General features: G+C 51.6%; 18 protein-coding genes. 16 read left to right on the top strand and 2 right to left on the bottom strand.

Going from position 1 to position 24099, the window contains the following annotated elements; genetic code table 11:
* Positions 1 to 63 precede the first annotated feature (63 nt).
* Both AACZ40_RS12725 and AACZ40_RS12720 read left to right on the top strand, forming a co-directional pair.
* Entirely contained in the window at positions 64 to 186 is a 123-nt protein-coding gene (locus tag AACZ40_RS12725) for a hypothetical protein (protein WP_291169475.1), read from the top strand.
* Between the two features lie 143 nt (positions 187 to 329).
* Positions 330 to 1628, top strand: a complete 1299-nt coding sequence (locus AACZ40_RS12720) for a CPBP family intramembrane glutamic endopeptidase (protein WP_339674583.1) — start codon at positions 330 to 332, stop codon at positions 1626 to 1628.
* Here AACZ40_RS12720 and AACZ40_RS12715 read toward each other — a convergent pair.
* Positions 1615 to 2982: a cytochrome c gene (locus AACZ40_RS12715; protein WP_291169479.1), complete on the bottom strand. Its 1368-nt coding sequence runs from the start codon at positions 2980 to 2982 to the stop codon at positions 1615 to 1617. The genes AACZ40_RS12720 and AACZ40_RS12715 overlap by 14 nt on opposite strands.
* Before the next feature lie 19 nt (positions 2983 to 3001).
* Positions 3002 to 3826, bottom strand: coding sequence for a PIG-L family deacetylase (locus AACZ40_RS12710; RefSeq protein WP_291169482.1), 825 nt, complete (start codon positions 3824 to 3826; stop codon positions 3002 to 3004).
* A gap of 202 nt (positions 3827 to 4028) precedes the next feature.
* On the opposite strand from AACZ40_RS12710, the gene nadA reads away from it, so the two are divergent.
* From nadA to AACZ40_RS12640, 14 genes are all read left to right on the top strand, one after another.
* Positions 4029 to 5018 (top strand): quinolinate synthase NadA, encoded by a 990-nt coding sequence (gene nadA, locus AACZ40_RS12705; protein WP_291169484.1) that lies wholly within the window; start codon positions 4029 to 4031, stop codon positions 5016 to 5018.
* 563 nt (positions 5019 to 5581) lie between these two features.
* Positions 5582 to 6961 (top strand): MFS transporter, encoded by a 1380-nt coding sequence (locus AACZ40_RS12700; RefSeq protein ID WP_291169487.1) that lies wholly within the window; start codon positions 5582 to 5584, stop codon positions 6959 to 6961.
* Positions 6962 to 7021: 60 nt separating this feature from the next.
* Positions 7022 to 9982 (top strand): nitrite reductase large subunit NirB, encoded by a 2961-nt coding sequence (gene nirB / locus AACZ40_RS12695; protein WP_291169489.1) that lies wholly within the window; start codon positions 7022 to 7024, stop codon positions 9980 to 9982.
* 14 nt (positions 9983 to 9996) lie between these two features.
* Positions 9997 to 10767, top strand: a complete 771-nt coding sequence (locus tag AACZ40_RS12690) for a ferredoxin reductase (RefSeq protein WP_291169492.1) — start codon at positions 9997 to 9999, stop codon at positions 10765 to 10767.
* A gap of 6 nt (positions 10768 to 10773) precedes the next feature.
* Positions 10774 to 12519, top strand: a complete 1746-nt coding sequence (locus AACZ40_RS12685; RefSeq protein WP_291169494.1) for a DmsC/YnfH family molybdoenzyme membrane anchor subunit — start codon at positions 10774 to 10776, stop codon at positions 12517 to 12519.
* Between the two features lie 31 nt (positions 12520 to 12550).
* Entirely contained in the window at positions 12551 to 14758 is a 2208-nt protein-coding gene (locus AACZ40_RS12680; RefSeq protein ID WP_291169495.1) for a nitrate reductase, read from the top strand.
* Positions 14759 to 15070: 312 nt separating this feature from the next.
* Positions 15071 to 16117, top strand: a complete 1047-nt coding sequence (locus tag AACZ40_RS12675) for an alpha/beta hydrolase (RefSeq protein WP_291169496.1) — start codon at positions 15071 to 15073, stop codon at positions 16115 to 16117.
* A 321-nt stretch (positions 16118 to 16438) separates the two neighbouring features.
* Complete coding sequence (locus AACZ40_RS12670; RefSeq protein ID WP_291169498.1) at positions 16439 to 16966, top strand: sigma-70 family RNA polymerase sigma factor; 528 nt, start codon at positions 16439 to 16441, stop codon at positions 16964 to 16966.
* Between the two features lie 41 nt (positions 16967 to 17007).
* Positions 17008 to 17568 carry a hypothetical protein gene (locus AACZ40_RS12665; protein WP_291169501.1) on the top strand — a complete coding sequence of 187 codons (561 nt, stop codon included), beginning with the start codon at positions 17008 to 17010 and terminating at the stop codon, positions 17566 to 17568.
* Between the two features lie 4 nt (positions 17569 to 17572).
* Complete coding sequence (locus tag AACZ40_RS12660) at positions 17573 to 18256, top strand: hypothetical protein (RefSeq protein WP_291169502.1); 684 nt, start codon at positions 17573 to 17575, stop codon at positions 18254 to 18256.
* A 50-nt stretch (positions 18257 to 18306) separates the two neighbouring features.
* The gene (locus AACZ40_RS12655; protein WP_291169503.1) at positions 18307 to 21051 is read left to right on the top strand and encodes a DUF1549 and DUF1553 domain-containing protein; all 2745 of its coding nucleotides are present in this window, start codon (positions 18307 to 18309) and stop codon (positions 21049 to 21051) included.
* A gap of 95 nt (positions 21052 to 21146) precedes the next feature.
* A complete protein-coding gene (locus tag AACZ40_RS12650) occupies positions 21147 to 22445 on the top strand; it encodes a DUF1501 domain-containing protein (RefSeq protein ID WP_291169505.1) in 1299 nt (432 codons plus the stop codon).
* Positions 22446 to 22533: 88 nt separating this feature from the next.
* On the top strand, positions 22534 to 23046 hold the full coding sequence (locus AACZ40_RS12645) for a hypothetical protein (protein ID WP_291169506.1): 513 nt from the start codon (positions 22534 to 22536) through the stop codon (positions 23044 to 23046).
* Between the two features lie 300 nt (positions 23047 to 23346).
* Positions 23347 to 24099: DUF1549 domain-containing protein (locus AACZ40_RS12640; RefSeq protein WP_339674582.1), on the top strand; the 753-nt coding region annotated here is incomplete at its 3' end.

The raw sequence follows: 24099 nt of genomic DNA, 5'->3' as shown, positions 1-24099 counted from the left end.
AAAAGGACTCTTTCATCACAGTGCCCTGCTGCTATCATACCCGTTTATGAATGAATTGAAATCATGAGTTTTCCTCGACGGCTACTGCGTCTCTGCCTGATTCGCACTGCGAACCGGATTATTCCTGAAATATTCGTGGTTTCCTCGAAAAAAATGAAATTCCAGCTCGGGCAGAACGACTATTAAGACATAGACTGAAGGGAGAGCATTCTCCACGCACGAATTTCATGTGGAACACATAAACTCCTGCAATTGATACACTTAAAAAGCATTCCTGTCAGTAAAGTGAGGGATGCTCATCGAACATTTTCCGGAAACTGATATTCTATATGGCTGCCTCCGAAAACCCGTCATCCGAGCCTTCAGAGCCTGTATTCGATCCGCTGGATGAAACTGAGAGCTCACCGACGGAAATGTCTGAAATTGACCCATTCAGAGCAGATGCGAAATCTTCGCTTGATGACCTGCTGAATGAAGCGATGCAGACTGCCAGCGCAGAAGACACTCCTCGACAAAGGGCAGCGGTACATCCGCCGGGCCCCGGGTTATTCGAAGCGTTCTGCTGGATGATCGGCGTCATCTTCGCTCATTTTGTGGGACTGATTGTATTTTTAGTCGGCTTCGTTATCTTCCTGATGTCAACAGATCAGGTTCCTGACAGTGCAGCGAAAATCACAAAACAGCTGTCTGAGTTATCGAAAACCCATGCACTTGAACTGGCGGGTGTTGAGCAGGCCATCTTTGTATTAATCGTGATGGCTGCAGTCGCCTTGCGTTTCGGTAAAGGAGTGCTCTCCAAACTGAACCTGCAGCCCTTTGCCGTATCGACCGGCCTTCTGTTGTTCGTCTGTGTATTGCCACTGTCTCTGCTCTCAGGCGAATTCTATCGAATCGCCTACGGGATCTGGTCTGCGTTTGCGGAACAGATCCCCTGGCTCCAGCAGTTTGACCAGATGCAGACCATGGAAATGGTCAAAGAGATGGCAGAAAACAGTTCGTTGTGGGCCTTGATCCTGGTGATTGCCGTCTGCCCCGCCATTGGGGAAGAGCTGGTTTTCCGGGGGGCGATTGGCCGCGGCCTGCTGGCCCGCTGGGGCCTGATTCCCGGCATTCTGATTACTTCAGTCATGTTCGGGCTGGTCCACATGCATCCGGCACATGCCATCGCCGTCATCCCGCTGGGGATATTCATGCACTTTGTGTATGTCGTGACCAAGAGTTTCTGGGCACCGGTACTGGTACATTTTCTGAACAACGCGTTTGTCGTCACGGTGGCTAAAATGATGAGCCAGTTCCCCGAAAATGCCGCGAAGCTGGGTGATGAAACGCAAGCCGTACATCCCATGATTACGTTCGCGGCTGTTCTGTTTTTAACAGTCGTTTGTCTCTACCTGTGGAAGACTCGCGTGAAGTATATCAAACCCAATGGCGGCGAATGGACGCCCGGTTATCTTTCCAATGAGCAACCACCGTCGGGTGCCCCGATCACCATGCAACGCACGACCGCTGCGGGTGGATATTATCCCGGCCTGGCATTTCTGTTTCTTAACTTCCTGGCAATGCTGTATCTGTTTGGCATGGACCCGGATATTGAAGCGGGGATGCTGCATTTCCTCAAAGCGTTTTAAGATATTCCAGAACGGCTTTCTTCTGTTCTATAGAGAGCTCATCCGGGTAATCGTGACCGGCTGCCGATTTACCGAACTGACTCGTATCGAAGTAGAGCCGTTTTTGCATACGGGACAGGCCTTCCGGCATTTTTGAATACGTCTGCACTTCCAGTCCAATGTGTGACTGATCGTAACCGTTTTCTGTCCGTTTCCAGATCTCGGGGCGGTTCTGTGGATTCAGAACGTGCCACAATGTGGGCACGGAACCGTTATGAAAGTAGGGGGCAGAAGCCCAGACTCCATTCAGGGGAGGCGCCACATACCCGCCGGGTGATTCCACCACCGGGTCTTTGCCATACCGGGACAGCCAGCTCTGGTTTAATGCAGCGCGATACGCCGCTGGTAACGAATTCAAACGCACAGGATCGGTTTTCAGTTCTGAGATTGCGACAGTCTTCAGCGGATAATCGCTGTCGCTGCCATAAGTTCCATGGCAGCGGGCACAATGCTCATTGAAAATCGTCTGCCCCTGCCCGGCCAGTTGCTCATTTATGCTCCAGGGATAACGAGGGGCTTCCAGTGATTCAATATAGGCGAGGATATCTGCAAAATCCGCTTCCCATTCTTTGACTTGACGTGCGTTATTTCGAGGAACCAGGATAAACTGCATCAGCATACGGTGATTTTTCGTCACAAAGGCATCGACATAAATTCTTGATTTCCGTTTGACGTTCCACCATGCAGGCGGATCCATATCGTGATGCAGCAGTTCAGGAACCGGACGACTGCGATCAAAATTCATCTCCGGGTCACGCAGTGAATCGAGCACAACGCCAAAGATGACGGAATTCGTGGTACCGTGAGTCGTGCCCAGCGGAATTCCGAGGGCGGCGAGGTCCATGTGGCTCAGTTTTTTCAACTGTTGCAGTTTGACTTTACTTACATCTTCGGTGAGCGTGTGCAGGGCCACATGGCTGTTGGGGGCTCCGGGGATGACGGTGCCTGCGACTTTGCCGCCATGGCAGTTGAAACAGTTCATCACCCACTTCTGTTCGGGAGTGACGACATACCCCAGGGGCGACTCCTCCGATTCAGGTCGCTGCATGATTCCATAATAAGAGAAGATCAGTTCGCGGCGTTCTTCCGGTGAAGCCTGTTCGGCTTTCTGTTTCCAATCGTCGGGCCAGACCTTCCAGAGGTCGTCAAAGACACCCTGATCGAAGTCGGGGGGTAAATAGGCCCGCGTGGTTAACAGGCGATAGCCCCGTTCGGCTGCCGTCTCTTCTGCAACCGCGGAGTTCATATTCATCTGCAGACAGATGGCAGCCATCAGCAATAGAACGGGTATTCGCAGGAAATCTATTTTTCTCATACTGTAGTTTCGCTCGACATCAGGGCAGGAAAGGGAACAGGATTTTGCGATTCTCATCTGTTAACGGGGAACCGTATTCGCATGGTTCAAAGGCTTCGATCAGCTGAATTTCCCGTCCCCGTTTTTCTCCATAGGTTTGAATGACCAACTCGCGATACCGATCTGCCAGCGGGCCGATGCGCTCTTTCATTTTGCGACTTAAAAAGATTTTGCGTTGCCCGGGATCTGCGGGAACTTCCTCTTCATAAAAGTGATTGTAAGGCAGCCAGTCATAAAACTGGGACTGGTGACAGTCCAAAGCAGCAATCATGCGATCCCAGACCGGTTCCACATCCACCACAACCGTCGGTGAAAAGGGGTAGGGGCGGGTAAAATGATCGGAGAGATAGGCAATGACCGGGTTTTTCCGCAGCGCGGGAACATCGGGCACGATGGGTGGGACTGTGACCATGTAGGCGGCATCGCAGACGAGCTGTGATGTGTAACGATGATCAGGATGATAATCGTTGGGGCGATGAGTGAGGATCAGGTCGGGCTGAAAGCTTCGAATCAGCCGGATGATTTCAAACCGGGCCTCAATCGTCGGCTGCAGATATCCATCCCGGTTAGTCAGCACCTCATATTCGATCTCCAGAGATTTCCCTGCAGCCGCCGCTTCTGCGCGGCGGATTTCCGCTAATTCCGTCCCCGAAAGTCGTTGATGACCGGACTCGCCGTTCGTCACACTCACGAATTTGACGGTATGCCCGGACTGCTGGTACAGGGCCGCCGATCCGCCCGCTTTGATATCGCAATCGTCCGGATGGGCGCCAAAAACCAGGATTCGTAATGATTGATCTGTCATAGAGTTCTAAACCTTTGGGTAATTATATAGAATATCAACCGCTTGACGAGGATGAATTTCCATTAACAATAGTACTGTAGTTGTACTCGAAGAGTTTCAACTCATCCAGATTTAACTGATTGAAGTTATTGAACTTTAGACTGGTAGTCCGTGTCTGTCACAGAAACGGATTATGCACAGATATACAATAAGGTGAAAGCCAATGTCGTTGCCCACAATTGATCACCGTGATGAAGTCTATGAAGATCCCCTTGATCTGATGAACGAAATTGAATCACTCAAAAAAGAGAAGGACGCGACACTCTTGGCTCACTTTTATATTGATGGTGAGATTCAGGAAATCGCTGATTTCACGGGCGACAGTCTGAAACTGGCCCGCGATGCCGTCAATGTCAAGACTTCGACGATTGTCTTTTGCGGCGTCCATTTCATGGCGGAATCCACAAAAATCCTCAGCCCCGAGAAAACCGTACTGCTGCCGGACCTGACTGCCGGCTGTTCTCTGGCGGACAGTTGTCAATATGGAGATCTGGACCAGTTTCAAAAACAATTACGGGCTGAAGGACGTGATTTCGAAACCGTCGCCTATATCAATACCAGTGCCCGGGTCAAAAGCCTGTGCGACTGGATCGTCACCAGCGGCAATGCCCGCGAAATCATCGACCGGGTTCCCGCAGATAAAGAAATCCTGTTTGTGCCCGATCAGCACCTGGGCCGTTACCTGCAGGAAGTGACCGGACGGGAAATGATTCTATGGCCCGGCTCGTGTATGGTTCATGAAATATTCAGTATCCAGGATATGCTGCGTGCTAAAAAGAACAATCCCGGTTCACTGGTACTGGCTCATCCTGAATGTCCGCATCCGATTCTCGAAGTTTCTGACATCATTGGCGGTACCGAAAAATTACGCCAGTACGTCATGTCTGTCAAAGAGCCCGGTATTTTCCTGATCGCGACCGAAGCGAACATGATCCATCCTCTGCAGAAGTCGGCTCCGCAGCACACTTACATCCCCGTCCCCGGCATCATGGCTTCCTCGGGAGAGACCTGTGCCTGTAATCGCTGTCCGCATATGGCGAAAAACACGCTCCAGAAAGTACGTGACTGCCTGAAATATGGAAAGCCGGAAATCGAATGGCAGCCCTACTTTGACCAGGCAAAAGATGTTCTGCAGAAAAGTCTGCTGCAATAAGGAACCCTCTGCCTGCACAATTTTTATGCCCGTTTTCTATGCAACCCGGAGGGAACGGTGCGTATTTATTAGCGATGCATGAGGCTTTATTAATATTTTTTGAGCGACTGAAACCTCTTTTCCTTCATGAATAGCAGAACAATTCTCCAAAACAATTAAAGCTGCCCCTTTCTTAAGATAGTTGTCTTAATTTCTGGCATACTCTTTGCCTTTAGTGCAAATGTCACTGCAAAATCATGTGCGCTCTCAGCCCATGTTTTGCTCTCCTTTGAATCGCGGTTGCGCTGACTGTGAATTCAAACAGATCATTTGAAACAAAAGAGCAACTTATCACGATAGCAATATTTCTGGATCGGCTGCGAACCTGAGAACGATCTCGCTCGTTCGCGCTGTCCGATGATTCGCGTCCCTGCGATTCATCCCTCCAGACTTGTTGACTCCGGTCTCCCCTCTCTCTCAGTCCCCGGCTGATTGTGCGCTTACCGATTGTCTGACAGTGAAATTGCTATCTCTTAAGTTCACGCCGCATATCGATCTCAGACAACAGCAGAAAGCACTCAGAAATGGAAATCCAACACAAAGCAACCAGAATCAATCTGTTTAATTTCACAACGCCTCAGATGCGGGCGTTTCACATGTCCTGGTTTGCTTTTTTCCTGTGTTTCTTCGCCTGGTTTGGTATCGCCCCGCTGATGAAAGTTGTGCGGGAGGAAATGCATCTGACCCAGGAACAGGTCGGCTGGTGCATTATCGGCTCTGTATCCATTACTGTGATCGCCCGGCTGTTTATCGGCTGGCTCTGCGATCAGATTGGTCCACGGCTCTCCTATACATGGCTGCTGCTGCTCGGTTCGATCCCTGTGATGGGCATCGGCTTCGCCCATGATTATACCACATTTCTGCTTTTCCGAATTGCGATTGGAGCGATCGGTGCTTCCTTCGTAATTACTCAATATCACACGTCAATCATGTTCGCACCGAACTGTGTGGGAACAGCCAATGCGACCTCGGCCGGCTGGGGAAACCTGGGCGGCGGTGTGACCCAGATGCTGATGCCTTTGATTTTCACGATGTTTATCGGCGTACTCGGATTCAGTGAATCCATGGGCTGGCGGGCTTCCATGTTTGTCGCAGGGCTTGTATGCGCTTTGACTGGAATCGCCTATTTCTTCATGACGCAGGACGCGCCCGAAGGAAACTTCAAGGATCTGCGGGAAGCGGGCAAAATGCCGGCAAAGAAAATGCAGAAGGGGATGTTCTGGAATGCCTGCAAAGACCATCGTGTCTGGGCACTGTTTGTGATTTATGGTGCCTGCTTCGGCATTGAGCTGACCATCAACAATATTGCGGCTCTCTACTTCCTGGACTATTTCGACTACTTCAAAAAAATGGACACCGCCGAAGCCATCAAAATGGCGGGACTGTTCGCGGGGATGTTCGGACTGATGAATATTTTCGCCCGGACCCTGGGGGGGGCTTTTGGTGACCGCTTTGGCCAGAAGTGGGGTCTGAGTGGTCGGGTCAAATGGCTGTTTATTGCTGTGTTCTGCGAAGGAATTGCCTTGATGGTCTTTTCACAGATGAGTGTGCTGGCGATGGCCTTGCCTTCACTGATTGTATTCAGCCTGTTTGTGCAGATGTCCGAAGGAGCAACTTACTCGGTGGTTCCATTCATCAATAAAAAAGCACTGGGCGCCGTTTCCGGAATCGTCGGGGCCGGCGGAAACGCAGGGGCTGTCTCGGCCGGCTTCCTGTTCAAAACACAAGCCATCAACTGGCCCACTGCGTTATTCATTCTCGGTGCGATTGTCACCGGCTGTGCCTTCCTGACTTTCCTGGTGCGGTTCACTGAAGAAACAGAAGAAGAAGCCCGCCTGGCACACGATTCTGCAATCACAGTCAAGTCTGGTGAAAAAGAACTGGCGACTTCGATGGGACAGTAATCGAAAGACGGCGAACGACATCAAATTACGCGCTCCTCTGATTTAATAAGGTACTATCAAGTGATTCAGCGAAATTCTGAACAACAGAAAAATGTGGTGGTGATCGGGAACGGCATGGTCGGCCTGCGGTTCTGCGAACAGCTTGTGGAAAAAGACCAGGCGCAGGAATTCAAGATTGTCACCTTCTGTGAAGAACCGCGGGCCGCTTACGACCGCGTGGGATTGACCCAGTTCTTTGCCCACAACGATGCCGAAAAGCTGATGCTGGCACGACGAGAATGGTACGCGGAGAACAACATCGATCTGCATCTGGCCGACCGTGCAATCAGCATCGACCGCCAGAATAAAATCATCCGCTCTCAGAAAGGGATCGAAATCCCTTACGAGAAAGTGATCATCGCCACCGGTTCATACCCTTTTGTCCCGGATGTGCCGGGGATCAAAAACCGGGGCGTGTTTGTCTATCGCACCATCAATGACCTGGAACAGATCATTGATTACGCCCGCAATTCAAAAAGAGCAGCCGTGATCGGCGGAGGGTTACTGGGTCTGGAAGCAGCCAAGGCCGCCCTTGATCTGGGACTCGAAACACACGTTCTCGAATTTGCACCCCGCCTGATGCCGCGCCAGATTGATGACGCCGGCTCGAAAGTTCTGGTGCAGAAAATCGAAGAACTCGGTGTGCAGGTTCATCTGAATAAAGCAACCGATTCTGTCCTGGGGGAATCCAGCGTGACAGGCATCCGTTTCCAGGATGGCGCAGAGCTGGAACTCGACATGATTATCGTCTCTGCCGGGATTCGCCCCCGCGATGAACTGGCACGAGAATGCGACCTGGAAGTCGGCGAACGGGGGGGGATTCTGGTGAATGACAATCTGCAGACTTCAGATCCCGACATCTACGCGGTCGGCGAAGTCGCCTTGCATTCCGGGATGGTCTACGGCCTGGTTGCCCCCGGTTACCAGATGGCAGAAGTCGCAGCAACCCATGTATGTCACGGTGAAGCGGAGTTTCGAGGCAGTGACCTCTCTACCAAACTAAAGTTGATGGGCGTGGATGTGGCCAGCTTCGGCGATTATGAAGCGGGACCGGACATTTCCAAAAGCCTGACATTTGAAGATCCCTTTAAAGGCGTTTACAAAAAACTCGTTTTCAATAAAGCAGGCACAAACCTGCTGGGAGGCATCCTGATTGGTGATGCCTCTGATTATGGCAGCCTGTCCCTGCTGGCGAAGTCCAGCGATTCACTTCCCTGCCAGCCACACGAACTAATCGTTGGAGCAGGGGGTGGCATACCGGGTGGCAGTGCCGAAGACATGGCCGACGATGCCCAGATCTGTTCCTGTAACAACGTTTCCAAGGGACAAATCTGTACTGCAATCAAAGAACAGAACTTATGCTCGGTCGATGAAATCAAGGCATGCACGAAAGCCGGCGGGGGCTGCGGAGGCTGTCTGCCTCTGGTGACGGATGTCTTCAAAGCGGAAATGAAAGCAGCGGGGATCACCGTCAGCAATCGACTGTGCGAACATTTCGATTATTCACGAACCGAGTTATTCGACATCATCAAAGTCAAAAAGCTCAAAACGTTTTCAGCGGTCATTGAAGATTGTGGAAACGGTAACGGGTGCGAAGTCTGCAAACCGGCGGTCGCTTCGATTCTGGCCAGCTTGTGGAATGATCATATTATCGATCACTCCGACCTGCAGGATACGAATGACCGTTTTCTGGCGAACATGCAGCGGGGGGGCCTGTATTCCATCGTGCCACGCGTCCCGGGGGGGGAAATCACGCCGGAAAAGCTGATCGTGCTGGGCGAAGTCGGAAAAGAATACGGACTCTATACGAAAATCACAGGCGGTCAGCGCGTGGATTTATTCGGCGCGGAAGTCCATCAGCTGCCTGAAATCTGGGAGAAACTGATCGACGCCGGTTTTGAAAGCGGGCACGCGTACGGTAAAGCATTACGAACAGTCAAGAGTTGTGTGGGGACCACCTGGTGCCGTTATGGCATCGGGGATTCGGTCGGTTTTGCGATTCGCCTGGAAGAACGCTACCGCGGAATCCGTGCACCGCATAAACTGAAAGGGGGCGTTTCAGGTTGTGTGCGCGAATGTGCTGAAGCCCAGAGTAAAGACTTCGGACTGATCGCAACCGAGCATGGCTATAACCTGTATATCTGCGGAAACGGCGGCGCCAAGCCCAGGCACGCGGACCTGTTTGCTTCGGACCTGGATGAAGAGACCTGCATCAGGTACCTGGACCGTTTCCTGATGTATTACATTCAGACTGCAGACAAATTGACACGCACGGCCACCTGGCTGGAAAAGCTGGAAGGCGGCATCGACTATCTGCGCGAAGTGGTGATCGAAGACAGGCTGGGGATCTGTGATGAGCTGGAACGCATGATGCAGTCTCTCGTAGATTCCTACCATTGCGAATGGAAAGAAGTCGTTACCAATCCGGTGAAACGACGGCTGTTCGAACAGTTCGTCAACACGGATGAGCATGAACCTTCGATCGAACTGATCCCCCAGCGCGGGCAGACGCGTCCGGTTGACTGGGCTCCCGATTTTGTCGCGTTTGACGACATCAAACTACCGGAGAAAAAGCCGGAACAGAACACCGAACCGCGGGAATGGGTCAAAGTGGGAACCGTCAGCGATTTTCCTGCTGAATCCGGTTCCACCGTGAAATATGGCAATTCACAAATTGCGGTCTTCAACTTCGCCAGTCGCGGCGAATGGTATGCCTGCCAGCAGATGTGTCCTCATAAAAAGGCCATGGTGCTCTCGCGGGGAATTATCGGTGATTCTGCCGGTATCCCCAAAGTCGCCTGCCCCTTGCACAAGAAATCATTCTCGCTGGAAAATGGTTCCTGCCTGAGTGGTGAATCGGAATATGAAGTCAAAGTATTTAAGGTTAAACTGGATGCGCAGGAAAATGTGTACCTGGAATTACCGGACTCCAGTGTACTGGATGAACTTATCAATCACACGGAATGTGCTGGCGCTCACTAAGCACAGGTTTTGGAATGATCTTAGATAATCAACAAGACAGCAAAATACAAAAAGATCAGCTGATATCGCTCCCGGTCACCCATGTGATTCAGGAAGCGGAGGATGTCTGTACCTTTCGGCTGGATAACTCACAGGGACTGATTCCCTCCCATCGTCCCGGGATGTTCGTCAAAGTCTGCCTCGATATTAATGGAATCGATGTATGGCGCAGCTTTTCCATCAGTTCCTCTCCCCATCAGAGTGAACGCATTGATTTAACCATCAAACGCAATCACGCGGGGCAGGTCGGGAATTATTTTTTTGAGCAGATTCAGGTTGGCAGTCCTGTCCTGCTCAAAGGTCCGCTGGGTCAGTTTTATTTTGATCCGGCGCAGCATATCGAACCACTGATTCTTCTGTGTGCCGGCATCGGGATCACTCCCATGATGAGCATCGTACGCTACCTGCATGCGACCAATGTAAACCGGAACTGTTACCTGTTTTATGGTGCCCGGACACATCGGGACATCATCTTTGATCAGGAAACACGGAACCTGATCACGGAAATGCCGGACTTTCATTACTTTCTGACTCTTTCTCAGCCCGTACCGCACTGGCTGGGATACTGTGGGCATCTCAATTTTGATTTTATGATTTCAAAGATCCCACAGGTGGAGTCTTCCCGTTTCTTTGTATGTGGCCCGCGGAATTTCAATCAGGATTTCACACTTCGTCTACTGAAGATGGGAGTACCACACGAACTGATTCACAGTGAACAATTTCATAAAAAAAATAAAACCAGATAGAGACTCATGAACTTCGACGTAGACGGACCTGATCTGAATCAGTCTTATGGCAGTGATAATGCATCTTCAGTTGCACTGCGGGGGACGGCTCCCGCGCAGGAATTCGATCTGATCTCGCTGTTGCTGAAAGAACAGCAGACACTCACAGCCGTAGATCAGTTTGCTAAACGATATGATGCCAACCAGTTGCCGGCTCAGTCACGTTATTATGCGGATCTGATTCCTGCCGCGCTGCCGCAGTCGGGTGAACAGTATGCGTTCGGCGTGGATCTGGATCGCTGTTCGGGCTGCAAAGCCTGTGTGACGGCCTGTCACTCCCTGAATGGTCTGGACGAAAATGAAACCTGGCGCGATGTCGGTCTGCTTACGGGAGGGACGAACCAGGATCCGATCTATCAGCATGTGACCACCGCCTGCCATCATTGCCTCGACCCGGGCTGCATGCAGGCCTGTCCGGTCAACGCCTACGAGAAAGATCCTGTCACCGGCATTGTCAGGCATCTGGACGACCAGTGTTTCGGCTGCCAGTATTGTACGCTGGCCTGCCCGTATGATGTTCCCAAATATCACAGCAAGAAAGGCATCGTTCGTAAATGCGATATGTGCAGCCAGCGGTTGTCTGATGGAGAAGCCCCGGCTTGTGTACAAGCCTGCCCGCACCAGGCGATCTCCATTAACATCGTCAACAAAGAACAGGTTATTGCCGATTCAGAAATCGACCCGTTCCTGCCTGCCGCCCCTGATCCACAGCACACGTATCCCACGACCACGTATAAATCCAGAAAACCGTTCCCCCGCAATACGATCCCCGCAGATTATTATTCCGCCAGTCCGCAGCATGCTCACATGCCGCTGGTGATCATGCTGGTTTTGACACAGCTTTCGGTTGGCGCCTTTCTGACCAGCCTGGCACTCGAATATTTTCTCAGCGCCGCCACCACGGACGTCATGACACGGATGTCAGCTACTTTTGCACTCTTCTTTGGCTTAGTCGCTTTGGGGGCCAGTACGCTGCATCTGGGCCGACCGCAGTATGCTTTCCGGGGAATCCTGGGGCTCAAACATTCCTGGCTGAGCCGTGAGATCCTCGCGTTTGGCGTCTTTTCCAATACCGCCATGGCCTATGCGCTGTTAACCTGGCTTTCGGGCGAGTCATTTGCTGATCTGAAAGCCTGGCAGCCTCTGGCTGGTCAAGTGGTCGGCCTGACAGGCATCGTAGGTATCTTCTGCTCGATCATGATCTACGTCTTTACCAAACGTGAGTTCTGGAATTTTGAATCCACCATGATCAAGTTCGGACTGACGGCTGTTTTACTGGGGATCACTTCCACCCTGTTCACGCTTTACCTGCTGGGAATATTTTCCCACTCTGCGGAATCGCAGTTACTGGTTGCCCAGGCCGGGCCGCTGCTGGCGAAAGCCTTGATTGTGACTGCTGTCTGCAAACTGACGTTCGAAGCGTCTATCTTTCGCTACCTGTTGCGACGTCAGAACTCTCCCCTGAAACGATCTGCACTGCTGATGAGCGGAGAGCTGTCCAATATCACCCTTGCACGCTTCGCCTGTGGAATTCTGGGAGGCATTCTGATGCCGGCCTTTTTGTTAAATCACCAGGCTCAACCTTTACATACCTTAAGTCTCTTGATCATCGTCTCCTTCCTGTTTGTTGCCAACCTCGCCGGGGAACTGCTGGAACGATACCTGTTCTTCTCCGCGGTTGCCGCTCCCCGCATGCCAGGTGTATTACGATGACCTACTTTTTCTCGCACTGGAATCGGTTTCGATGTCACTAATGGATCCCTCAAATCTAGGCGCCCTCATTCATCAGAAGGAAGGGCACCTGACCAGAGAGTTATTACTTTCTCCCGGCGGATTTGGCCTGGGAAAAGTCCCCGATAAAAATCTGCCTGATTCAACAACCCAGATGGTTTGTGGCTTTTGTGGCACAGGTTGTAACCTGAATATCCATTTAAAAGAGGGAGAAGCAGTCTGCGTCAGCCCGACGACCGAGTATCCCGTCAATCTGGGAATGGCCTGTCCTAAAGGCTGGGAAGCACTCTCCGTGCTGGATTCGCCTCATCGTGCCATCAGCCCGCTGGTCAAGAAATCTCCCAACCACTGGGAACCGGTCGACTGGGATACCGCATTGAGCCTGTTCACCCGCAAGTTGAAAGGCATCCAGCAACAGCACGGAGCCGACTCGGTTGCCTTTCTGAGTACCGGCCAGATGGTGACTGAAGAAATGACCTTCCTGGGTGCCCTGGCCAAGTTCGGCATGGGAATGCAACATGGTGACGGCAATACCCGCCAGTGTATGGCTTCCGCAGTCACTGCCTACAAACAGTCGTTCGGCTTTGATTCGCCGCCATTCACCTACCAGGACCTGGAAGAATCAGACGTGCTGGTGTTTGTGGGGGCGAATCCCTGTATCGCGCATCCCATCATGTGGGAACGGGTGATGCGCAATCCACATGCTCCCGAAATTATCGCCGTCGACCCTCGCAAAACAGAAACCGCAATGCAATCCAGCCTGCATCTGCAGATCTATCCGAAATCAGACCTGCCCCTGTTTTACGGGATCGCCGGAATTCTGATCGAGCAGGGGGCCCTTGATGAAAATTATATCGAGCAACACACCGAAGGCTTTCAGGAGTTTGCCGAACATGTCGCCGCCTATCCGCTGGAGCGGGTCATCGCAGAAACCGGGCTGAGCCAGGCCGCAATTGAAAAGTTTGCGGATCTGATCAAATCAGGGAAACGGGTTTCCTTCTGGTGGACAATGGGAGTGAACCAGAGCTACCAGGGGGTCCGTACTGCGCAGGCCCTGATCAACCTGGCGTTGATGACCGGAAACATCGGTCGCCCGGGAACCGGTGCCAACTCAATTACGGGGCAGTGTAACGCGATGGGATCCCGGTTATTCAGCAATACGACGAATCTGCTGGGGGGACATGATTTTCTAAACGCCGAACATCGCGACAAAGTCGCCCGGACACTTTCCATTCCCACCGACCGGATTCCCGATCAGAACAGCTGGCCGTACCACAAAATCATTGAAGGGATTCTGGCTGGTAAGATCAAAGGACTGTGGGTCATCTGCACGAATCCGGCTCACTCCTGGATCAACCAGGGACAGGTGCGCGACATCCTGGAGCGTCTCGACTTTCTGGTGGTTCAGGATATGTATCACAATACGGAGACAGCCAAATTCGCCGATCTCATTCTCCCGGCTGCAGGCTGGGGCGAAAAAGAAGGGACCTTCATTAATGCGGAACGACGGATTGGTCGTGTGAAACGGGTCAAGCGGGCGCCCGGTCAGGCGTTGTCCGATTTCTCAATCTTTAAACTGATCGCCCAGTACTGGGGCTGTGGAGAAATGTTCGCAAACTGGACAACTCCAGAAGCAGTATTTCAACTGATGAAAGAGTTATCCAAAGGACAACCCTGCGATTTTTCCGGGATCGAAAACTATTCAGAAATTGACGAGCAGGGGGGCATCCAGTGGCCGTTCCCTGATACAGAAACCCAACCTCCTGAACCACAACGTCGACTCTTTGCAGATGGCGAATATTTTCATCAGAATGGCCGGGCACGCTTTATCTTTTCAGAACCAGCCAAAATGCCGGAACCACCTAATGATCAATATCCCTTTATCCTCTTAACGGGCCGTGGAACCGCTTCGCAGTGGCATACCCAGACCCGGACCAGAAATTCGGATGTACTGCGCAAGCTTTATCCGGAGCGGATCTATGTGGAGATGAATCCGCAGGATGCCCGCGCCTATTCCATCCACCCCAATGACTGGATCATGGTCGAATCACAACGGGGGCGTCTGAAAGCACGGGCGTTCATTACGCAATCAGTTCAGCCGGGACAGCTTTTCATTCCCATGCACTATGAAGAGACCAATCAGCTGACGGATGCTGTTTTTGATCCCCACTCGAGTCAGCCTTCGTATAAGTGTTGTGCTGTGAAAGTGAGTACGAACTGATCTCCCGCCTCCGTTGAAAGTCAGTGCCGCGCCAAGTCAGTATACTTGCCGGATTGAGCAGGCCTGCTTCTCACCTGCTTCCCCTTCAGCACTCCCCTCAGCTTTAACGAAAATCCGGGATTGACCAATATCTCCGGATATTCCCTGTCGGCAATCAGCAGAACCGGAGATTGTATTAAATTGCGCTTATCGGTCCCGCAGAATACCGATATGTGTTGTAATTGCTTTTAGCACGACCAGACGAGGAGTGCGCGCTGCATGTGAGAAAAGTTGCCACCAACACTCATCCATTGAATTCAATAAATCAGGCCAATGAATTTATTACAATCTCAATTCATGCAGCTTAAAGTCTTAACTTTCTGCTGCCTGCTGTTGTTTGTCACACCAGGCTTTGCCCAGACAGTCCCACCCGCTCCCGCTTACGGTAATCCTGCCGTAGAGGAGTGTGTAAATACTCCCGGTTGTGTCGAATGTGTGCCGGAGATCAATTACTGGGTCGTCAGCAGTCGCTGCTGTCTGCAGAAAAGTAAATGCTGCTGTCCCTGTTGTGAGTTCGATGTCTATCACTCCTGTTCAGAAGGCCGGGTCACAGAACAGTCGATGGAGAGTCTGATTCAGTCCATCGATCCGAAAGCCCCCATCTGTATCATGGTGCATGGCAGTTTCGTGGGCTGGGACAGTGTGCTGACCGATTCTTACAATACCTATCTCTGGTTGCGGAATGCAGCGCCGCAGATGCCCTTAAACGTGATCTTCTTTACCTGGCCCAGCGATGATACGCCCACCAAGATTCTTCCGGTCGACGTGAATATCCTCGGAAAACGGGCGGAATACAATGGCCATTACCTGACGCGACTGATTGCGAAACTTCCCGAACATCATCAGATCAGCATGCTTGGGCACAGTCATGGAGCCCGCACCGTTTCATCAGCCATGCATCTGATTGGCGGAGGCAGCGTGCAAGGCGTCTCGCTGCAGGATTGTGGGATTCACATCTGTTGTCGCTGCCGCCATTTCCGGATCGTATTTGCTGCCGCTGCCATCAATCATAACTGGTTAAACCCGGGTGAACGTTATGGCTGTGGCCTCAACTGTACCGACTGTCTGATTAACTTACAGAACCGCAAAGACCGGATCCTGCTGTTTTATCCGGTCCTCGCTCCCATCTCCCGCCGTGCGCTGGCTCGCACCGGATTCACCTATCTGGACCGACGGGCCCTGGGGAATGACGTCAACCGGGTCCATGATATCGATGTTTCAGAATGTGTCGGGGCCGCGCATATGTTCCCCAACTATTACAGACATCCTCAAATCGCTGAAACCATCGTCCCCGCGATCTACTTCCAAAACGCGCCGTAAGCGATTCCGAGTTGAGTGATGGTGTATCGCACTTGAAATACTGGCCTTGCGTGCACTCTGTATTCCCGCCAGTCCAGGGGAATCATCTCTCGCGACCTGTAATTATTTTGCATCTTACCCCTCGTCTGGATATTCTGACTGAGGATTTTCCGCATGCAGGTCTGCCGAAGTATCTCTACATTCCTGTAATATAGTGACTTGCGCGATTTCCTCTATCGTCGGATAATTTTAAAAATCTTTCTGGTTTCTGAAAATAAATCCGACTGCTCATGCATCAGTATTACTAAAAGCCGTGGTTTTGTTAACAAACGGGAGTAGAAATTGGCCACCGGTAACGATGGCAAACTCGCCCCCGAGCTCGTCCATCAATTATTTGAAGACCATGCAGGCGAATTGCGCGCTTTTTTAGTGGGTTTGTTACGTAACCACGATCTGGTTGATGAAGTATTACAGCTGACGTTTTCCAAAGCCCTGGAAGCAGGAGGCACCTCGAAAGAAGAAACCCGCAAAGGCTGGTTATTTCGAGTGGCTTACCATGCAGCGATGGAACTGATCCGTCGGAACAAGATCCAGAAGAAATCATTGAATCAACTGGGACAGACAACGACGTTTTTCTCGACTGATTCACCTGATCAACGGCTCCTGGATGATGAAAACATTGAACAGATCCGACTGGCACTCACTCAACTCCCTGAATCACAACAGGCGGTAGTGCAAGCCAGGATTTATGAAAATAAAACGTTTAACGAAATTGCACAGGAACTGGAAATCCCCCTGGGAACGGTTCTGACGCGAATGAGACTCGCCATTAAAACACTTTCAAGTCGGCTCGATCATCCCTCTGAATAAATGGAATTTGATGATCACCGCTACCTGACAAGACCCTGATTATGAATCACTTAAACCCTGAATCTGATAACGCTGCTGAAAACGACCTGAACTGGATCGCGTTTCAGTATATCACGAATGACCTCTCTGCCGACGATTCACTCCAATTTGAATCGCTGCTCGCAGAAAATCAGTCGGCGCGGGAAGCACTGGCACAGGCCACCCGGTTAATGGCGGGTTTACATACAATCGAATCTGCGCCCGCTGCTGTCACTCCCCAGCCAAAGCCTGTGACTCAGCGTCAATCGCTGAAATGGATTGTAGTCAGCTGCTCTGTCGCCGCGATGCTGTTCCTGGTTGTTTCACTGCAGCCGGAAAACCAGGTCCCCGAAACCGAACTGGTTTCGCAGTCACCCCTGAGCGATGCTTCCGAAGAAGACCTGGAACACCTGCTGAGTCTCTGGTCCGAGTCGGCTGAAGAAAATCAGCTGATCTCCCAGAATGCCGCCACGGAATCCAGCGACTTGCTGGATCAGCAGAACACGCTGGCTGAAAGCCATTCACTCGAAATTCCAGACTGGCTTTATACAGCCGTCGCTCTTCCGGATGAAAGTGTCAACTGAATTCATGATATCAAGCCTTCGCCAATCCGATACGTTCTCGCGCCTGCTGCTGTTACTCCTCAGTTGCGGTTGCCTGCTGCTGCCTGCCTCTGTCTCGGCACAAAACGGTGACCGTTCAGAAACAGTGAATATCTCTCGAGATGCATCCCAGGCGAAAGCGGCTGGCACACCGGGTGTCAAACCTGACAAAGAACAGAAAACGAACAATGCCATCACTGCCAAACGGGAAAAACTGGCGATCGAATTTGCCAGAACCCATCACCCCGAACTGGCAGACCTGATCCAGCGTTTGAAAAAGCACAAACCCCGCGAATATAAACGCGCCGTTCGCGATCTGGACAACACGCTGACCAAACTGGATCGTTTCAAAAAGCGTGACAATGATCGCTACCGTCTGACACTGGAGCGCTGGGAAGTCGATTCCCGCATTCGACTGCTGGCCGCCCGTGTTTCCATCATGGGCAGTGGCGATGATCAGACAGAATTAAAATCGCTACTGAAACAGCGAATGGATCTGCAGCTGGAACTGTTAAAGCATGAAAAAGCCATGGCTGAAAAACGGGTTCAGAAACTGGAAAAATCCATCGCCGAAATCGAACAGAACCACGACAGCCTCGTTGACTCCGAGTTGACCAGAATCAACCGCAGTATCAAAAAACCGGGCCCGTCGAATAAAAAACAAAAGTAAACGGATTACTCTCTGACAGACTTTATGTCGTCTCTAATGCAAGGTGTGATATGAAATCAATTCGCATAACAAGTTGTTTCTGCTCCTTACTGGCCGTCTTCGCGTTGTCCGCAACGATCGAAGCCGCTGACCAGGCTGACATCAAACAGCCGGTCAACGAGCGATTTTCCGATCCCGCCAGCACCGAAATCCCCCAGTTCCAGCAACACGTCGTCCCGCTGCTGGGCAAGCTGGGTTGCAATGGTCGTGCCTGCCATGGTTCCTTCCAGGGGAAAGGCGACTTCCGTCTCTCGCTGTTCGGCTACGATTTCGCGATGGATCACCAGCAGTTAACGGATAAAGACGCTGAGCGCGTCGATCTGAAAAACGCGGCTGAAAGCCTGATCATTCAGAAACCCTTAAACGAAATTGAACACGAAGGGGGCAAACGCTTCGAAAAAGAGAGCTGGCAGCATCGGCTGCTGTTGAGCTGGGTCAAAGCAGGCGCCAACGGCGTTCCCAAAGCAGCCCCCCAGTTCGAGCGTCTGATTGTGACCCCCAATGCGATTCAGTTCAAAAAAGAAGGGGAGACCGTTTCTTTAAACGCCATCGCCGTCTGGTCTGACGGAACCCGTGAAGATGTCACTCCGCTCTGTCGCTTCCAGACCAATAACGAACAGGTCGCGACGATTACCGAAGAGGGCCTCGTCACCGCCGCCAAACCAGGAGACACCCATGTGGTGGCTTTCTACGATTCCGGCGTGATTCCCGTGCCTGTTCTGCAGCCCGTCTCAGATCAGTATGGCGATCAATACCCGCAGATTGCCGCTGCCACAGAAGTTGACAAACACGTGGTCAACAAACTGCAAAAACTGGGAATGATCCCCGCTGACAAATGTGATGATACCGAATTCCTGCGACGCGTGAGCCTGGACATTTCCGGCACTCTTCCCGCACCACACGAAATCGAAGCGTTTCTGAAAAACACCTCACCGGACAAGCGGTCACAGAAAATCGACGAACTGCTGGAATCTCCCGGCTACGCTGCATGGTGGTCGACCAAATTGTGTGACTTCACTCAGAATAACTATGACGATCTCGTCAATGTTTCTCCCGTACGCGAACGCCCCAGCCAGGACTGGTACGACTGGATCAAAAAACGCGTGGCCAATAACGTGGGCTACGATAAGATCACCGAAGGCATCCTGCTGGCAACCAGCCGTGAAAATGGTGAAAGTTTCGAAGAGTTCACCAAAAACATCAATGCCATCTACCAGGACAAACCCGGCAAAGACATTACCGATCGTGATCACATGCCTTATTACTGGGCGCGGCGTGATCTGCGGAACCCCGATGATCGCGTGCTGGGCTTTGCCTACACCTTTCTGGGAATCCGGATTCAGTGCGCTCAATGCCACAAACACCCGTTTGATCAATGGACCCAGAACGACTTCAAACAGTTCCGGGGGTTCTTTACCCGGGTCAACTTTGGCGTGAATCCTGAATCGAAAGATGAATACGCTGCGATGGTAGATGAACTGGGTGCCGACAAACTGCGTGGTAACCAGCTGCTCCGCGAATTGAGCAAAGAAGTCAAGAATGGTAAAGACGTGCCTTTCATGGAAGTGTATGTAACCAAAGCACGTCCTGCGAATAAGAACAATAAAAACAGAAAGAAACAGAATAAGAGAGGCCGCAACGGTCAGACTCCGGATACCGCCAAGCTCCTTGGAGCAGAAGTGGTCCAGATCAATGAACTGGAAGACCCGCGTACGGCCCTGATGGAATGGTTACGTCGTGAAGACAATCCGTATTTCGCGAAAGCCTTCGTCAACCGCGTCTGGGCTTCGTACTTCAATCGTGGCATCATCGAACCGGCTGACGACCTGAACCTGGCGAACCCTCCCAGCAACGGGCCTCTGCTTGACTACCTGTCTCGCGAATTCATTCGTCGTGACTTTGATATGAAATGGTTACATCGGGAAATCACCAACAGCGATACCTATCAGCGCAGCTGGCAGACCAACAAAACGAATGAACTGGATGAAGTCAACTTCAGCCACTACATTCCCCATCGTCTGCCTGCAGAAGTGTTGTACGATGCGATTCATCAGGCAACCGCCTCTGATGATGCGATTGACAGTATGAAAAACAGCCTCAGTGACCGTGCGATCGCGATTGCTGCCTCGGGAACCCGTAACCGGGCCATGCGGGATCAGCAGTACGCGTTAACCATCTTCGGACGTTCGACACGTGAAAACAACTGTGACTGCGATCGTTCAGTCGATCCCAGTCTGTTGCAGACGATGTACCTCAAAAACGACAACGACGTGTATTCCGCCATCAATCGTTCCAACAGCAGCTGGCTCTTCCAGGTGGGACAGCAGTTGGGCGCCGTACAGAAGCCGAACGCACAGAAAGAGCAGATGGGTGATCGACTGGAGAAACTGCAGGAACAGGCCAGAGACGCCAAGCAGCGTGTGGCCCAGTTGAAAAAGCAGGATGATAAAAAGAAACTCCAGCAGGCCCAGAAGCGATTCCGGGAACTCAATGAGCAGATGCGAAAAGTACGGCAGATGGCGGGCAAGGCCGGCAATACTCCAGCAAAGCTGCAGACATTTGAAGAGCCGATTTCGGATGAGAAATCAGAAGAGATCATCACCAGCACTTACTTAAGAAGCTTGAGCCGTTATCCGACAGAAGCGGAAATTGCTTCTGCCAGAAAATACCTGGGTGACTCGCAGAATAAAATGGATGGTCTGTATGACCTGATCTGGGCAGTGATTAACACGAAGGAATTCATGCTCAATCACTAAAATCAATACTGAAACAACAGCGACATACCACTGTATCACCAAACAAATTTCGCCTGATTGACAACATCAGGCATCACAATGTGAAAGGAATTCTCATGGCCGTATCAATGACCTGCGATGGAGTCAAACGCCGCGATTTTCTAAAAATCGGTACCCTTGGCTTCACTGGTTTGACGCTCTCTTCCTACCTGCGAATGGTAGATGCCGGACAGGCAAAACCGGAAAAAGCCAAGTCGGCAATCTTCATCGAACTTTCCGGCGGTCCTTCCCACATGGATACGTTCGACCTCAAACCCGAGGCGTCCAGTGACTACCGCGGGGAATTCAAACCCGTCAAAACCAACGTGAGCGGCATCGAAATTTCCGAGCATCTGCCGAAGCTGGCCGGCTGCATGGACAAGTTCGCACTGCTCCGCGGGGTCTCGCACTCCGTCGCCGCACACGCACTCGGCCGTGCCTATGTCAACACAGGCAGCCGTCCGTTACCCTCACTGGAATATCCCGGCTATGGTGCCGTCTATACCAAGGAATATCCGGGTCCGGCGAATTTACCTCCCTATGTTTCCATTCCCAATTCGACCCAGAAACCAGGCTTCCTGGGCGTCAAATACGCACCCTTGAATACCGGCGCGACACCACGTCCCGGGCAACCGTTCAACGTGCGAGGCATCTCGCTCCGATCCGGTCTGACCATTGAAAATATCGAACGCCGCGAATCGCTGCTCCAGGAGATCGATCAGAAATTCAGCAGCCTTGAAAAGAACTCACAGCTGATTGAAGGTCTGGACCGATTCGGCCAGCAGGCCCAATCGATCATCACTTCGAAACGAGCCCGCGATGCATTTGATGTTTCCAAAGAATCGCCAAACTTTGTCAAACCATTCGGTGAATCAAGCTTTGGACAGAGCTGTCTTTTGGCTTCCCGTCTGGTGGAATCGGGCGTGCGGTTTGTGACCGTCTCCATGGGGGGCTGGGATACACACAACAAGAACTGGGACGCTTTGGAAAACCGTCAGCTGCCTCCGTTCGATGAAGGCCTGTCGGCTCTGTTCAACGGCCTGGCTGAAAAAGGCTTACTGGAGTCGACTGCCGTTTTTGTCACCGGCGAGTTCGGACGTACGCCGAAAATCAATACTCAGCGCGGCGGTCGTGATCACTATCCACGCTGTATGTTCATGCTGATGGCCGGTGGCCAGGTGAAGGGCGGACAGGTACTCGGCAAGAGTACGGCCAACGGAACGGAACCTGAAGGAGATGGATTCTCTCCCGATGACGTGGCCGCTTCGTTCTACCATAACCTGGGCATCGATTTTACCAAAGAATATCACACCAACACCGGACGGCCGATTACCATCGTTCGTGACGGTGCCGTGATCAATAAACTGTTCTCATAATAAAAACCTGACTGTGGCACTTCCCGCCAATATCCATGTTGGATGTCTGGCATACTATGTTATTGATATTTCCTGAGGGGGAATGAGAATGTTGAAAGTATCGAAAGCGCTTGTGGCTGTCGCTTTAATCATGGCCTGTGTCGCATCCGTAGATGCAGCAGAGAAAGGTGCCAAAAAGAAAAAAGGCAACAAAAAGCAGGCGAACGTCACAATCCAGGCTTTGAAATTGCCTGAAACGATTGAATTGAATGCAGAGCAGAAAGAAAAAGTGGAAGCACTCAAAAAAGAGTACACACCAAAATTCGCCGCACTGCAGAAAAAGAATCGTGAGATCCTGACAGACGATCAGGTCAAAGCTCGTCGTTTAGCGATGAAAGAAGCCAAAGACGCCGGCAAAAAAGGCAAAGAGCTTCGTGACGCTGTGAGCGCTGCTCTGAATCTGACTGATGATCAGGAAAAACAGATGAAAGAAGTGACTGGCGAAATCCGTAAGCTGAACAGTGAAGTCACAGGTAAACTGGAAGGTGTGTTAACCGCCGATCAGTTCGCCAAAATCAAAAAGCCTGCCAAAGGCAAGAAATCCAAGAAGAAGAACAGCTGATCTTCCGCTGAGATTTCCTGAATTTCTGTGCTGAATGAATTTGCAGGCCATCCAGCCATTTGCGTTTCCCCCCGGTTCAAGTATCTGAATCGGGGGTATTTTTTTGCCCCGTTGTGAATATGGTTGCCGTAAAATCGATGTAAACGTCGTAAGCTCAAGAACAGAGGCGGTTTGGTGGTGATTCCGGGTCGAAAAAGAGTTGTTTTCGGTCACAAATCCTGATATAAACATTAGTTGATTCAATTCCGATAAACGGACGTGCTGAAGGGTCATCCCCCAACCGAACGAGGAGCAGGGTGAATGCGACGGACTGAACCAATAAATCGCCTGATACGATATCCAGTTTTGATACTGATTGTGTCCGGCCTGATGTCACCCGCCTGGAGCGTGGAAGCTGCAGGAAAAGCGAGTGACAAAGGAATTGCGTTTTTTGAATCGAAGATCCGTCCCGTCCTGATCAAACACTGTTACGAATGTCATGCCGCCGATTCCAAATCGATTCGTGGCAGCCTGCTGCTCGACACGCGGGCGGGCCTCTTGAAAGGCGGCGATTCCGGAGCTGCGTTAACTCTTGGCAAACCAGCAGAGAGTCTGCTGCTGGAATCGCTCAAGTTCGAAAGTTTCGAGATGCCACCTTCCGGGAAACTGTCTCCGGAAATTATCGCCGATTTTGAAACATGGATCAAAATGGGAGCCCCGGACCCCCGGGACGGCGAAAGCAAGCTCGTTAAACAGAGCGTTGATATCGAAACAGGAAAGCAGTTCTGGGCGTTTCGTCCAATCACCGACCAGCCTGTTCCCACTGTGACCGATGCCGCCTGGAACCAAACCGCCATCGATCGTTTTATTCGTGCTCGTCAGGAACAGCAGAAATTACAGCCGGCTGCTGCCGCTTCACGCACGACCCTGGTCCGTCGACTCTATTACGATTTGACAGGCCTTCCTCCGACACCCGCTCAAATTGACCGCTACCTGAAAGACGAGAGTCCCGCCGCGACGGAAAAACTGGTCGATGAGCTGCTGGCATCTCCCCATTTCGGCGAACGCTGGGGA

The sequence above is a fragment of the uncultured Gimesia sp. genome (genome assembly GCF_963972345.1).
GTDB lineage: Bacteria > Planctomycetota > Planctomycetia > Planctomycetales > Planctomycetaceae > Gimesia.
Note: the sequence above shows the minus strand (reverse complement) of the source record. Positions and strands in the feature narration are given on the sequence as shown.